14 protein-coding genes, 1 tRNA gene and 1 pseudogene are annotated in these 13,227 nt (G+C 71.9%); 7 read left to right on the top strand and 9 right to left on the bottom strand.

Annotation, left to right across the window (positions count from 1 at the left end; translation table 11 throughout):
• Positions 1-4: 4 nt before the first annotated feature.
• Positions 5-502, bottom strand: a complete 498-nt coding sequence (locus tag IR158_RS09940; protein ID WP_291812525.1) for an FHA domain-containing protein — start codon at positions 500-502, stop codon at positions 5-7.
• A 9-nt stretch (positions 503-511) separates the two neighbouring features.
• Positions 512-1,219 carry a DUF3662 and FHA domain-containing protein gene (locus IR158_RS09935; RefSeq protein ID WP_191783144.1) on the bottom strand — a complete coding sequence of 236 codons (708 nt, stop codon included), beginning with the start codon at positions 1,217-1,219 and terminating at the stop codon, positions 512-514.
• A 372-nt stretch (positions 1,220-1,591) separates the two neighbouring features.
• On the opposite strand from IR158_RS09935, the gene IR158_RS09930 reads away from it, so the two are divergent.
• From IR158_RS09930 to IR158_RS09915, 4 genes are all read left to right on the top strand, one after another.
• Positions 1,592-1,674, top strand: a tRNA-Leu gene (locus tag IR158_RS09930).
• 1,098 nt (positions 1,675-2,772) lie between these two features.
• On the top strand, positions 2,773-2,976 hold the full coding sequence (locus IR158_RS09925; protein ID WP_291812520.1) for a hypothetical protein: 204 nt from the start codon (positions 2,773-2,775) through the stop codon (positions 2,974-2,976).
• The gene (locus IR158_RS09920; RefSeq protein ID WP_291812519.1) at positions 2,973-4,835 is read left to right on the top strand and encodes a hypothetical protein; all 1,863 of its coding nucleotides are present in this window, start codon (positions 2,973-2,975) and stop codon (positions 4,833-4,835) included. The genes IR158_RS09925 and IR158_RS09920 overlap by 4 nt, the downstream gene beginning before the upstream one ends.
• A gap of 115 nt (positions 4,836-4,950) precedes the next feature.
• Positions 4,951-5,205, top strand: a complete 255-nt coding sequence (locus IR158_RS09915; protein WP_291812517.1) for a hypothetical protein — start codon at positions 4,951-4,953, stop codon at positions 5,203-5,205.
• A 181-nt stretch (positions 5,206-5,386) separates the two neighbouring features.
• On the opposite strand, the gene IR158_RS09910 is transcribed toward IR158_RS09915, so the two are convergent.
• The 7 genes and pseudogenes from IR158_RS09910 to IR158_RS09880 all read right to left on the bottom strand — a co-directional run bounded on the left by IR158_RS09910 (position 5,387) and on the right by IR158_RS09880 (position 9,942).
• Positions 5,387-5,521, bottom strand: coding sequence for a hypothetical protein (locus IR158_RS09910; RefSeq protein WP_291812515.1), 135 nt, complete (start codon positions 5,519-5,521; stop codon positions 5,387-5,389).
• Complete coding sequence (locus IR158_RS09905) at positions 5,518-6,612, bottom strand: hypothetical protein (RefSeq protein ID WP_291812513.1); 1,095 nt, start codon at positions 6,610-6,612, stop codon at positions 5,518-5,520. Before IR158_RS09905 ends, IR158_RS09910 begins: the two co-directional genes overlap by 4 nt.
• A complete protein-coding gene (locus IR158_RS09900) occupies positions 6,609-7,250 on the bottom strand; it encodes an ATP-binding cassette domain-containing protein (protein WP_291812511.1) in 642 nt (213 codons plus the stop codon). Before IR158_RS09900 ends, IR158_RS09905 begins: the two co-directional genes overlap by 4 nt.
• Positions 7,247-8,278: a peptidoglycan-binding domain-containing protein gene (locus tag IR158_RS09895; RefSeq protein ID WP_291812509.1), complete on the bottom strand. Its 1,032-nt coding sequence runs from the start codon at positions 8,276-8,278 to the stop codon at positions 7,247-7,249. Before IR158_RS09895 ends, IR158_RS09900 begins: the two co-directional genes overlap by 4 nt.
• On the bottom strand, positions 8,275-8,811 hold the full coding sequence (locus IR158_RS09890) for a hypothetical protein (protein WP_227576982.1): 537 nt from the start codon (positions 8,809-8,811) through the stop codon (positions 8,275-8,277). The genes IR158_RS09895 and IR158_RS09890 overlap by 4 nt, the downstream gene beginning before the upstream one ends.
• A gap of 367 nt (positions 8,812-9,178) precedes the next feature.
• A pseudogene (locus tag IR158_RS09885) lies at positions 9,179-9,383 on the bottom strand (IS30 family transposase); the annotation flags it as partial.
• Positions 9,384-9,543: 160 nt separating this feature from the next.
• On the bottom strand, positions 9,544-9,942 hold the full coding sequence (locus tag IR158_RS09880; RefSeq protein WP_291812506.1) for a hypothetical protein: 399 nt from the start codon (positions 9,940-9,942) through the stop codon (positions 9,544-9,546).
• 107 nt (positions 9,943-10,049) lie between these two features.
• Between IR158_RS09880 and IR158_RS09875 the strand changes: the two genes are divergently transcribed.
• From IR158_RS09875 to IR158_RS09865, 3 genes are all read left to right on the top strand, one after another.
• A complete protein-coding gene (locus IR158_RS09875; protein WP_291812504.1) occupies positions 10,050-10,298 on the top strand; it encodes a hypothetical protein in 249 nt (82 codons plus the stop codon).
• A 240-nt stretch (positions 10,299-10,538) separates the two neighbouring features.
• Complete coding sequence (locus tag IR158_RS09870) at positions 10,539-12,017, top strand: SMI1/KNR4 family protein (RefSeq protein WP_291812502.1); 1,479 nt, start codon at positions 10,539-10,541, stop codon at positions 12,015-12,017.
• Between the two features lie 16 nt (positions 12,018-12,033).
• On the top strand, positions 12,034-13,140 hold the full coding sequence (locus tag IR158_RS09865; protein WP_291812500.1) for a crosslink repair DNA glycosylase YcaQ family protein: 1,107 nt from the start codon (positions 12,034-12,036) through the stop codon (positions 13,138-13,140).
• The last annotated feature ends 87 nt before the right edge of the window (positions 13,141-13,227 follow it).

Raw genomic sequence — 13,227 nt, 5'->3', positions numbered from 1 at the left:
TCCGCTACCTCTGCAGCTCGAGCAGGCTCTGGCCGATCCGCACCGCGGTACCGGTGGGGACGGGCGTGGGCTGCTCGACCCGCTGCTCGCCGACGAACGTGCCGTTGGTGGAACCGAGGTCCTCGACGAACCACTGGTCGCCCTGCGGGAAGATCCGCGCGTGGCGGGACGACGAGTAGTCGTCGTCGAGGACGAGCGTGCAGCTCGGCGCGCGGCCGACGAGGACGGCCGAGGAGCCCAGCGGCAGCGTGGTGCCGCGCAGCGGGCCCTCCGTCACCACGAGCCGGGTGGGGCCGCCGGTGCCGCGTGCGCGCCGTGGCGCACGGGGCGTCTCGCCGACGGGCACGGGCGACTCGGTCGACGCCTTGCCGGCCGCGCGGCGCCGGTCGATGATCCGCGTGCCGTACAGGTCGCGCCGCAGCACGGTGATCGCCGACAGGACCAGGAACCACAGCAGTGCGAGGTACCCCAGCCGCAGCAGGGTGATGGTGAGCTCACTCATGCCGCGGCATCACTCGTCCACGTCCGCGTCGCCGCCCGTCCAGAACAGGATGCGGGTGCGACCGATGGTCAGCGTGTTGCCGTCGAGCAGCGTCGCGGCGGGCACCTGGTGCCCCTCGACGAACACGCCGTTGGTGGAGCCCATGTCGCTGGCCACGACGCCGTCCGGCGTGACGCGGATCTCCAGGTGGCGACGCGAGACCCCGGGGTCGTCGACGATGATGTCGGCCTCCGAGCCGCGGCCGATGACCGTGACGGGGCCGGTGAGGATGTAGCGCTGGCCGTCGATGTCGATGAGCGGGTGCCGCGGGCTGGGTGCCGCGTTGGTCGCGGGGGCCACCGCACCGCGCACGGTCGCGCTGTGGACGGCGAACCGGCCGGCGTCCTGCTCCGTGTTCTCGGAGAACGACACGGTCACGGGCCCGACGAACGCGTAGTGCTGGCTGGACGCGTGCTCGGTGACGTTGGCGGCGAGCTCCTCCGCGAGGGCCTCGGCACCCCACGCCTCGACCTGGTCGTAGTCGGGGGTGGACAGCTCGATCGTGAACTCGTTGGGCACGACCGTGCGGTCGCGGCCGACGACGGCGGCACGGTCGTCGAGCTCACGACGCAGCGCGTCGGCCAGCTCGATGGGCTTGACCTCGCTGCGGAAGGCACGGGCGAACGCGTTGTTGACGACTCGCTCCACGCCGTTCTCGAACTTGTCGAGGAATCCCACGTCCACCTCCTCCCGCGTCGGGCGGGCCGGGTGGCCCGTCCCTGTGCTCATCGGCTCGCGCGGCGCGGTGCGACGACGATCCGCCTCGATGGTATCCGTGCGACGGGCTGGACGGGTGCCCCTGGGGGTGAACGGTGCACGCGCCGCGTGGGCGAGGCACCTGTGGACGGATCGGTGCGCGGCCGGGCGCCCGACGCCGGCCGCAGCGGGGAGGGGGGCGGAAGTGGTCACATCGACGTCGTGCAGCCTTCGCACGTGGTCACATCGGTGACCACGTGCACGGTGGGTGGGGCCGTTCGTGAGGCAGCGGCGGTGGGGCCGACCGGGGCGGTTCGGTGGTGAGGCCCGCACCGTGCTAACGTTCTGCGGCGCGCGCGAGTGGCGGAACGGCAGACGCGCTGGCTTCAGGTGCCAGTGTCCGAAAGGGCGTGCGGGTTCAAATCCCGCCTCGCGCACAGTGGGGTGGTTCCGGAAGGAACCGCTCAGGTGGTACCGAAACTCCCGGTCAGGGTTCTCTGACCGGGAGTTTCGTGGTTCTGGGGTGCTTGAGGCGGTCTGGAGGCGCTCGCGGACGGCGAGAAGCCCTGCCGAGGGGTCTCGGCAGGGCTTCTTGGGTCGGCGACGGCGCTGTGGGGCTGTTTCCGGGCCGGAGCCGACGGCCGGAACTAGCTGGGTGACCGGACGCCGATGCCCGGATTCCGTCGGATCTCGGACTCGATGCGGGTGCCGGCGGCCGGGCGGTGTGCCTGGGTCCGGTGCGCCCGTCACCGCGCTGATGGCACGCGGGGGTGTGAGGCTGCCTAGCCACCCGCCGTCGGACGCCTCGACCCCTCCGAGGCGCGCCGAAGTTGTCGCACGCCGCGCAGGCGGCGACAGCTCCGTCATGGCGCGCCTTCATCCGCGATGGCGGTACGCCGTCACGAGCTTGGCGAGATGACGAGACCGGGCCTCGGAGGTGAGGACCCAGAACAGGAAGCCGAGACCGAGCAGCGGCAGCCTGATGGCCAAGAAGATCGCGGTGGTGAGGTTGCCCTGCTGAGCGGAACGGATGGGCCCCGCCCAGATGCCCCTGCGGCGGCAGGACTAGGGGAGGTGGCCCAGGAGCCGGGGAGCGTGCCATCGCCGCCGCCGCCGCTCAGCACGCCCGTGACGCCGGACGCCGTTGGGCATCCACCACCGGAAACGGTCGTTTGTGGGAACCAGCCTCCGGTCCCTGCCCACGTCGCGGCGGGTAGTGCCCCGCTCACCCCGACACCACCGCGGGCCTGTTGACCGAGACTGCTGCGATGCAGCGCCCAGTCGTCAAGGAGCCGACGCGCTGCCCGATGAGCGATCGCCAAACGGGAAGACCTCAACCCCCCGGGCGAGCGCGCCCGGTGCCTGCGGCATTCGGATGAACCCCCGGCATGTCGTCACCCGCGGCGGCGGCGAGTGCAACAGTCGAGCCCTCAGAGCAGGGGGACCTCGACGTGGCAATGCATGGTGGCTCAACACATCGCACGCATGGGCAACGGCAGAGGTCCCGCCATCGCGTCACGGCCACCGGTGTGCTGATGGTCGTCGCACTGATGCTTCAGGGAATGCCGGCGGCCGCCGTGGACGAGATTCCCGCGCCAGTGGTGTGGATCGATCCTTCGGACGCGTGGGTGACGACGTCATGGGTGAGCGCCTCCTGGGCGATCGACGGTGAGGCCGACGTCGCCGGATGGGCGCTCACCGTCGACCAGGAGGCCGCGTCCGATCCCGGCCCGTCATGAGCTCGGTGGACATCGAGGAATGGCTCCCCCACCACGAGTTCTTTCACCAGGTGCAGTACCGGTACCTCCAGTCGCCCGCGCAGCTCCTGCGGCTGGCCTCCGGGTCCGCCGACATCTACTGGTGGGGCGAGGCGACCGCGAACTGGGGCGCTCACCTGGTGCAGAGCACCGATGCCGTGCAGAGCGCCGATGGCAAGGGCACGTTCCCTCCCCGGGATACGTACGCGCACTTCCTGCAGACGTTCCTCGACAACTCGGCCGACAGCCTCGACAGCGGCACGCTGATCGAGCCCTTGACGGGCGGCGGCCCCGAGTACGGGGCCTTCCCCGTAGCTGAGTTCCTGCAGCAGCAGTACTTCGACGACGCTACCGGTGGCGCGGCCGCCATCGAGGCGACCTGGCGCAAGATCGGTCGCTTCTTCCTTCCCCCTAGCGCGGTGGGCGCCATCGCGTCCGTGATGGCCGACCACGGGGACAGCTACAGCGAGCAGATCCACCTGTTCCGGACGTGGATGTACTCCTTGGGTTACGTCGACGGCTTCGGCGGCTTCACGACCGAGGATGCAAAGCCGGGCGGGTTCTGGCGCGACGAGCTCAATACCCCGCACATCGAGCCGGCGGAAGAGGTGACCTTCGGCGAGACGCACCGCCAGCAGTCCGGCACCGTCCGCCTGGGTCCAGGGGGCGCCGCCTACATCGAGTTCACCGGGCCGACCGACCTGACGGGTCAGTTGACCGTCACCGTCGGCGAGGGGGCGGCGGCAACCCTCATCGACGGGGTCGCCGCTTTCCCAACGATCTGCCCGAGGTACACCGGCCCGACTCTGATGTCAGCGTCGTCAGCGCCAGCCGCCGGTCACACCTCTTCTTTCGGCTCAGAGGGCCTGACTTCGACGGCAGCCTCGTCAGCGCCGGCCGCCGGTCACACCTCTTCTCTCGGCTCAGAGGACGGATACGAATGCCGCAACGCGGTGCTGGTCGTCACCAATACCGCTCTGAGCAAGCCGTGGTCGGTTGCCACGACCGTCAGCTGGACGGCGACGTTCGTCCCGGACAGGGTGATGCTGCAGAGCGACTGGCTCACGCTGGGAGTCGGCAACACGGGAGTGGTCGGGTACCGCAGCGGCGTCCAGCGCGATGGCACCTATCACGTGTCCTTGGATGACGGTTGGGCAGTGGGGGACGACGAGGTCGCGGGACAGGACTTCGACTACCAGAGCACCAGGACGGTCGAGCCCGGCGTGTTCACCTTCAACCCCGAGCGGTCCACGGCGTACACGGGCACCTCCGTCGGCGTCAGCCTGTTCAACACTTCCACGCTCCGCGTCCGCCAGAGCGTGCACCCGTCGCAGGACCCGAACCTCTACGCGGTGGACGTCACCGTGGAACGCCCGGAGCCACTGCTCGGGCAGACGCCGTCGGCCGGTGGCCACGTCTACTACCGACGCAGCACGTCGTGGGACGTGACCTGGTCGCGGTGGGTGTGGCAGATGGGTTCCACCTGGGCGAAGAGGCCGGGCGGCGACGACTCGCGGGTGGTCGACGTCACGGATGACGCGACATGGTCCGGCCAGTCTGTTGCCCCGTGGGGCACCGCCGGGTACGCGACATCCGGCCCGCACTGGAGCGCCGGCAGCACTCTCGACCTCGACCTGGGCGTGATCGACCCCGGAGACTCGGTCTCCTTCACCCTCTACTACGGCGTCGCCCTAACCAAGGCCGACGCGGAAGCAGCCGTGGCTGCCGTGGAGGCCGACGTCTTCTACCTCGCCTATCCGTCATGGCCGGCCCCCGACCAATCAGCGACAGGGATCTTCGCCTACCGAGCCACCACGCCTACCAACGGAGCAACCCCGTGACAGCTCACGCCGCAGCGGCGCGCCAGACCCTGTCAACTATCGCGCTGGCAGTGGCCTGTGCTCTCACGACGACGGGCTGCTTCTACGACCCCCCCTGCCACAAAGGGCCGAGCTGGTGAATGAGGGCACGACGTCCGTCACCCTGACGTTCGACGGCCCGGCCGCAGAGCCCCAGGAGATCGCGGCACGCGAAGGGCGATCGATCCGGTACGAGGGCGAGCTCATCAGGGAGGAGGACGAGCGCTGTGTCGATGTGGGCTTCACGGTGACCGACACGGCCACCGGCGAGGTGCTGGGGACCGTCGATCCGCCGATCTGCCCCGAGACCCTGATCTACGTCCGTGAGGACGGCACCGTCGAGGTGCGCTGACCGTCCGGCCGCGCCAACCTGGCCGAGCGCGAAGACGCCCGACTGCATGGCGCGCGGCGCTGACGACGGCCGCCGACCGCCCGTCCCAGTTCCTTGGAAGTGGGACGGACCTGTTCGCTTCCTTCTTCGACCCCGATGAGCTCGACCGGCTGTTCCCGGCGGCCGCATCGTCGGGCGCGGTTCAGCCGGTCGCGGTCGCCGCGCGCAGGTAGTTGTCGAGCGTTTCGCGGCTGATGCCGAACTCCTTGGCCAGCGGTCCGGTCACACCGCGCCGTTCCTCGACCTCGGCGCCCGGTAGGCGCACCCACGGCGTCACCGCTCCTTGAAGTACCGGAACAGATGGCTCTCCCGGGTCGCCACGACACCGGCGAGGATCCCCAGGATTGCAGCGGCACCACCCGCCAGGACGGTCCGCATGCCGGTGATCCACGCGGCGAGCGCGGGGTCCGGGTTGCCGTCGATGGCCGCATGGGCGACGAGCGCGGCCGACAGCGCCGTCCCGGCCCCGACCCACGCCGCGGCCTCGAGCACGTGCTGCCAGGTGAGGTGCGCCCGCGGGACCCGCGCGTGCATCGCGCTCGCGATCTCGAGCCGACGCGCACGTACGGCCAGCAGGCCGAGCGCGGCGCCCAGCATCGCGGCTGCGAGCGGCGCGAGGCGGGTGGGTCGTGCGGCGAGGAGCTGGGGCCCGTCGAGCGACGAGCCGAGACTCGCGTTGAGCGGGCTGGTGCGCGACGCCGCGACGCCGGCCGGCTCGAGCGCAGTGTGCAGCAGCCCGGCCACGCCCTCGTCGACCGGCCACACCTGCGCCCAGCACCGGTCGAACGCGCCTGCTGCGGCGACGGGGGCCAGGACCGCGTACCCGAGGTCGCGGGCGCGCCCGTCGTCCGGCCACGTGTAGATCCCTGCGACGCGCACCGTCCCGCCGGGCGTCGTGAGCTCGTCGTCGGGACGTACCCCGAGGGCGAGCGCGAGGTCGTCGGACAGCCAGACCCCGAGGCCTGCGCTGCCCGCGACTGGTGAGGCCCCGGCGGCAGCCAGCAGGTCGACGACGCCGGGCGTCACCTCCCAGGTGCGCAGGTCGGTCCCGGGCAGGGCGAGCAGATCGAGGGCCACACCGGGGCGCAGGGCTCCGGCCGCGACGACCCCGGCCGTCCCGGCGAGGGCGTCACACCGGCGGCCGTTCACCTCACGGCCCTCCGTGCTCACCGTCCGCACGGCCGAGCCCGACGACCGGTACGTCTCCGCGTCCCTGACCACTCCCACGTACGAGTGGACGTCGGCCCAGGCCAGGCCACCTGCGCCGAACGTGAGGACGAGCGCCAGCAGGGTGGCACGGGTCGTCCGGCTCGCGACGTTGCGTACGGCCTCCGACCAGACCGAGCCGACGCGCATGCGTCCCGTCACGCCGTCCCCTGCCCAGCGGTCGAGGGCGCCTGCGCTTGATGGTGGGCGAGGTCGACGACGCGCGTGCAGGCGTCGCGGGTGGCGGGGTCGTGGGTCGCGACGACGACGATGCCGTCATCGCGGGCGATCCCGGCGAGCACGGCGTTGACCGTCCCGGCCGTCGAGAGGTCGAGCTGCGCTGTGGGCTCGTCGACGAGCATGAGGTCCGACCCCGTGGCCGTGGCGCGGGCGAGCATGAGACGCTGCGCCTCACCGCCCGACAGGGCCCGGAACGGGCGGTCCGCGACGTGGGCGAGCGCAAACCGCTCCATGAGGCTTCGCGCCTCGTCCTCGGCGTCGGCACGGTGCAGCCCTCGCGCGATCAAGGGCAGCACCACGTGGTCGAGAGCGGCGCGCCGAGGCACTCCGTGGGGGTTCTGGAAGACCCATCCGGTGTGCGTGATGCCCTCGCGCTCGATCGTCCCCGCAGTGGGTCGAACCCACCCGGCGATGATCGACAGGAGGGTCGACTTGCCCGACCCGGACGGTCCGACGAGAGCGACCACCTCACCCGGGAGGAGGTCGAGGTCGAGGTCGGTGAACAGCGGGCCCGTGCCGGTGAAGGCGTGACTCAGGCCGCGGGCTCGGACGGTCTTCACCGGCAGGTCGTCCCTGCCGCGGGGCGCGTGTCGACGCGCGCGGGTAGGGGCCCGTCGAAGGACACGAGGGTCTGGCCGAGAGCGGACGAGACGACGGTGACGGGCTTGACGCCCTCCTCCGTCACGACGCAGCCGGCACCACCGGCGAGCGAGGTGACAGCGCTGGGCGGGACGACGGCGACGTCGGCCGGTGCCGCCCAGGCGTACTCCACGTCGATCGTCCCGGAGCCGTCGTCCGACAGGGCGAGCTCGAGCTCCGGGCCCGCCTCGACGGCAGCGAGGAACGTGGGGTCGACGACCTTGCCGTCGGAGGGAACGGGCGCCGTCACGTCCCGGTACCGGACGACCCACTCACCTTCGGCGGGGTCGGCGACCTTGAGGGAGGTCAGTCCGCCGGCGACCTCGGCCACGACGCCGTCCGTCAGGCGATCCCCCGGACGGACGGCGCACGTCGCCGTCCGGACCTCCTGGGCGGGAAGCCAGAGGACGGACGCGACGGGCAGAGCGCCCGTCGGACGCTCGACGCCGATGCCGCGCATCAGCGCCTTGACCGCGTCGCGGGTCCGCGTGCCGTAGACGCCATCCGCCTTGACGGGGTGGCCGAGCCGCGCGAGCTCCTCCTGCAGGGCTCGCACGTCGGGCCCGCGGGCGTCGACGTCGAGGTCCCGCCACAGGGGCGTAGGGGTCGCCAGGGCGAGCACGGGCCGGTCGTCCACGGTCAGCGGGCTCGAGCCGGACACCAGAGCGGTTCCCGGCGCGCACGTGGAGGCGGTGATGCGACCGGAGTCGGTCACCGTGAGCTCGGTCGACTCCGTGACCTCCGGCGTGAGCTGGACCTTGCGGGCGCCGTCGTACGACTCGGTGCTCACCGCGACGAATCGGTCCCCCTGGGCCGGGCCGAGCGACGGGGAGACCTGCTCGGGCAGCAGGACGGCACCGATGGCCGCACCTGCTGCCACGAGAGCGAGCGCGGCCAGTCCGACGGTGCCGGCTGCCCATGACAGCCCGGTCCGCTTCCCACGGGTCACTCCGTGTCCTGCTGGAGCGGCTCCATCGGCTCCTCCATGAGGACGTCACTCTCCGGGTCGATGAAGCAGCTCTGCGCCCACGCCGTGCTCGGGGTGTAGTCGGGGGACTCGAGCAGATCCTTGAACGCGTCGTCCGTCAGTCCCGCACCGTCCTTCACGTCGTGCTCGTCGAAGCACTCACGGATCAGTTGGACGGAAGTCTTCCCCTGAGGGTTGTCACGCATCGCGGCGTGCAGCATACCGAGGGCGCCCGTCGTCCCGGTTTCGCAATCGTCGACCAGGGCCTGGTAAGCGGCTCGGCCCTCCTCCTCCGAGGAGAAGGAGTCGTAGAACTTGTCGAGAGGACCGATATCGAATCCACCATCCGGGAGAATTTCGACGTCGAATCCGTACGGCAGGTCCTCTATGCAGGACTTGAACGCGTTCCGTGCTTCGCTCATCTCGCCGTCGCTGATCTTTCCGTCGGCAAGGGCGCGCTTCTCCAGATCGCTCGGCGAGTCGGCGAGGATGCGGTCGATCTCGGCTGCCCACATCGGGGCCACGTCGTCACGGGCGGGAGCGCCGCCCCCCGTGCACGCCGCGAGGGCGAGCACGAGGGACGACGCGCCCGACGCCCGAAGGTGTCGATACGGCATGAGGATCAGTAGCCGATCGAGCCAGCAATCAGAGCGGCAGTGGAAATCATCGCAAGAAGTGAACGCTTCATTGTGTTCCTGTCTGGTGACGCAGTTCCCGCGGGGCGCCTGGGGTGGAGGTGCGTGGTGATCTTGGCAGTGCGACCGAGTCGAGTCAACTCGCCTGTGACCGCGTGTGTCGCAGGCGCATGATCTCGCCTCGAAAGCCTGGCGGGCGACTGCTCGCGCAAGGCCGCGGTACGCGTGTTGCGCATGCGTGCGGGGTGAGGGTGAGGTCCGTGATCTTGGGGAAGTACTGACGCAGCAGGCCGTTGGTGTTCTCGTTGCTGCCGCGCTGCCAGGGTGCGTGAGGGTCGCAGAAGCAAACGGCGGCGTCGCGCGGGTGTGGCGTTCAACCAACGTCCCGGTCGCCGAGCGGTGACCGGTCCCACGATCAGATCGCACTCCCAGTGCCCGGGCTGCCTGCGGTCCTCGGGCGGGAACGGGCCGTCGTGGATCGAGAGCATCGTCTGCTCGAACCTCGGCCGGCGCCGCCCGCGACCTCGCATCACTCACGAGCGCCTACGTGACCACCAGACGCGGATCCGCGGGCGACGTGTTCCATGCGGGGCGAGAGCGGCCGCCTTGTGCTCAGTCCGGGACGAGCCCCGTCGCAATGGCGTCGGTGCACACCCGCGAGCCACGCAGCTCGGGCCACTCCACGCGGCAACGCTCGGCAAAGACGGTCGAATCCATCGTCGTCGGGTCCGCCGCCCCCACGAGGTCGGGGTTCTGGACCGCAGCCGCGAACCACTCCTCGGTGTTGGCGCAGCCCTCGAGCCCGATGAGCTCGATCGCGCGGCCGTCCGGGTCCGAAAGGTTGACCGGAACCGTGTCGGCGGCAGCCCGGCGCATCTCGGCGAACGCGTCGCTGCACGCGGCCGCGGGTATCGACGGACCGATGTGCGCCATCGGCGGCTGCGTGGCGCACCCGCCCAGCACCACCACGACGGCGAGGACCGCTGCATGAGCCATGGGTCCGGATGTCACGCGTTCGAGCGTAGTGGTCCAGCGCACCTGACGACGGCGGCTCCCCGCCGCCGTACCACCCACTGGAGTGGCGTGCCTGTGCGCCCGCTCCACGACGAGAGGAACCCATGAGGCCACATCGCATCACGATCGTCATCGCGGCCGCTGCCGTCGTGCTGATGACCTTGCCCACCGCGGCCACTGCGCTCGGCAAGGCGCCGACGCCGCCGGGAACGGTGGCCGTGGCCGGCAAGGCCCCGGGTGAGCGAGCCAGGGTCACCCCGGACCTCGTCGGCGCGCTCGGCACCGTGCCCCTCAAGGTCGAGGAGGAGCTCTGGAAGGTCGGCATGAAGTCACCGGACCCGGACGTGTGGTAGTTGGAGCCCTCTGCGAGGCCTCCGGCGACCTCAGGCTTGATCCAGTACATCAGCGCTTCCGAGGGATGAAGTGGTGTCCGAGCAGATCATCGACCCTGGTTGCGTGGTCGAACAGCTCTTGGCGGCTGGGATTGCGTCCGGCGGCCGTGAACGCGTCGGGTGCCGCGCTGTGGGCCGGATTCGAGGCAGGCTAGGTGGGGCGACCGTGACACGTCACCGATCCCGCGCCAGGATGGGCGGATGTTCGGACGCCGCCGCCGCGAGCCCGCCCCTGGACCCGATGAGCAGGGCGCCGAGCCCGGACCTCCGGCGCCGGTGTCGCTCGACGCGCTGCTCGCCGCGGTCGTGGCGGAGCACCTCGACGGCGCGGAGGTCGAGGAGGGGACGGCGCGCGTCGTCAGTCCCGAGGTGACCGTGCTGTGCCACGTCCCCGGGGTCACGGATCTGGGACGGCAGCGGCAGGCGGCCTGCTTCTTCCAGCTGTCCGGTGGACGTCTGGGCGGCACGCCGGTCTTCACGTCGGTGCCCGGGTACGGCCCCAGCGAGCAGGAGGCCGTCGCGCAGGGCGGTCACTCCCTGGCGGGCCTGGTGTCGGCGCTGCTCGGGGCGATCGACGGTCGCGAGCCGGCGGCGGCGCACCCGGTGGTGCGGTGCCAGGTCGAGCTCGACGGGCGGCGGTTCGGGCTCGTCGTCGCAGGGCTCGACCGTGGCTCCGCCGGGCCGGACGGGTCGGCCCGGCTCGCCGAGCTCCGCGAGGCCCTCGGTGGCACGCCCTTCCTGCTGCCGCCGTTGATCGGTGACGTCGGGTGCTTGCCGTTGCTCCAGGGCGACGACGCCGTGCTCGTCAGCCTCTTCGTGGCCCAGTGGCCGAGCTCGCGGACGGTCGAGCTGAAGGTCCACGGCGCCGACTGGACCACGACCGGCCTCCTCGACGACCCGGTGGAGCTTCCGGCGGGCGTCGAGGCCGCGCTGCTGCGCGAGCTCGCGATGCTGGTGCCGCTCGACCCGCCGGCGCCCATGAGACGCGAGGCCGTCCAGCGGACCCTCGACGGCCTGAGCGAGCGGCGTGCGCCCCGCCAGGCGGCCGGCTGGCAGGGCTGGGCCGTCCACGGTGGTCGGCTGGGGCCGGTGCTGGACGACGAGCAGCTCGCGGCGGTCGAGACCGGGACCGGTCCGCTGCCGGACGACGTGCGGGACTTCCTCCTGCGGGTCGCCGGCCCGGGTGCGGGCCCGGGGTACGGGCTGCTGCCGCTGCGGCGGGTGGGCGACGTCGTGCCGCTCGCGCACGCGGGGTGCGGCAACGCCTGGGTGCTCGCGCTCGAGGGGGAGCGGCGTGGCACGGTCTGGCTCGACGCGTCCGGCTCCGCCGGGGAGACCACCCAGGTCGCTTCGTCGTTCACCGAGTGGTTCACCGACTGGTTGGACGCGGCCGTGCGTGACACCGGCCCGTGGCTGCAGTACGACGTCCGCGGGTGCTCGCCGGTCGGCGTCATGTCGCAGGTGCTCGACGCCCGCTCGGAGCACGCGGCCGCCGCGGGCGAGCCGGAACCGACGTCGCTCGCCGGGCTGCCGGACGGGGCGATCTGCACAGTCGGGGACGCGACGTACCTGCCGCACGGTCCGATGGACCCGTGCCACGGGTGCGTCTCGCTGGCCGGGTCCCTGGGGCTGGCGCCGACGGTGTTCGCGCCCGGCCTGCTCATGGGTGCGACGGGCTGAGACCTCAGGGCCCGCCATGACGCAGCCGCACCGCCTGACCCGCGCCGACGCGCGCCGGGTCGCGGTGCGCGCCCAGCTGCTCGCGGCGGAGCGTCCCACCGACGTGCTCGACGTCGTCCGGCACCTCACGGTGCTGCAGCCGGACCCCACGAGCGCGGTCGCGCCCAGCGCGGACGTCGTGCTGTGGAGCCGCATCAGCAGCGACTACGACCCGCGCGAGCTGCGCGACCTGGTGGACCAGCAGCGGATCGTCGAGATCCGGGGGTTCCTGCGCCCGGCGCAGGACGTGGCGCTGTTCCGTGCCGAGATGGACGAGTGGCCGGGCAGGGGAGACGTCCCGCAGTGGCGTGAGGGCGTGCGGCAGTGGGCGGAGGCGAACGAGGGGGCCCGGCAGGACGTGCTCGAGCTGCTGCGCGCCGACGGCCCCCTGCCCGCGAGCCGCATCCCCGACACGTGCGCGCAGCCGTGGCGCTCGACGGGGTGGAACGACCGCCGGAACGTGCAGATGCTGCTCGCCGTCATGGCGGCGCGCGGCGAGGTCGCCGTGGCGGGCACCGAGCGGCGCGAGAAGCTCTGGGACCTGGCCCCGCGCGTGTACCCCGACGCGCCGGCCGTGCCGTCGGCGCAGGCGCGGCGCCTCCGGGACGAGCGGCGGCTGCGGGCCCTGGGCATCGCGCGGCCGCGCGCGAGCGAGCGTCCCGGTGAGCCGGACGACGTGGGCGAGGCGGGGGAGCCGGCCGTCGTCGAGGGGGTGCGGGGGACGTGGCGCGTCGACCCCGCGGCGCTCGACCGACCGTTCGCGGGGCGCACCGCGCTGCTGTCCCCGCTCGACCGGCTCGTGCTGGACCGCAAGCGGCTCGCCGAGCTCTTCGAGTCCGACTACCAGCTCGAGATGTACAAGCCGGCAGCGAAGCGCCGGTGGGGGTACTGGGCGATGCCGGTGCTGCACGGTGACGCGATCGTCGGCAAGCTCGACGCCACGGCGGACGTGCGGGCGGGCGTCCTGCGCGTGACGGCGGTGCACCGGGACGTCCCGTTCACCGCGGCGATGACCGCCGACGTGGACCGCGAGATCGAGGACCTGGCGCAGTGGCTGGAGCTGGAGCTGCTGGTCGCCTCCTGACGGTGGCCCCAGGTGGTGCAGCACCTGGTCGATCGTCCCGCGTCGTCACGTCCCCGGCACCTTCCTCGTCATCCCGGTACCGACGAC

The sequence above is a fragment of the Cellulomonas sp. genome, from assembly GCF_015234515.1.
Lineage (GTDB): Bacteria > Actinomycetota > Actinomycetes > Actinomycetales > Cellulomonadaceae > Cellulomonas.
Note: the sequence above shows the minus strand (reverse complement) of the source record. Positions and strands in the feature narration are given on the sequence as shown.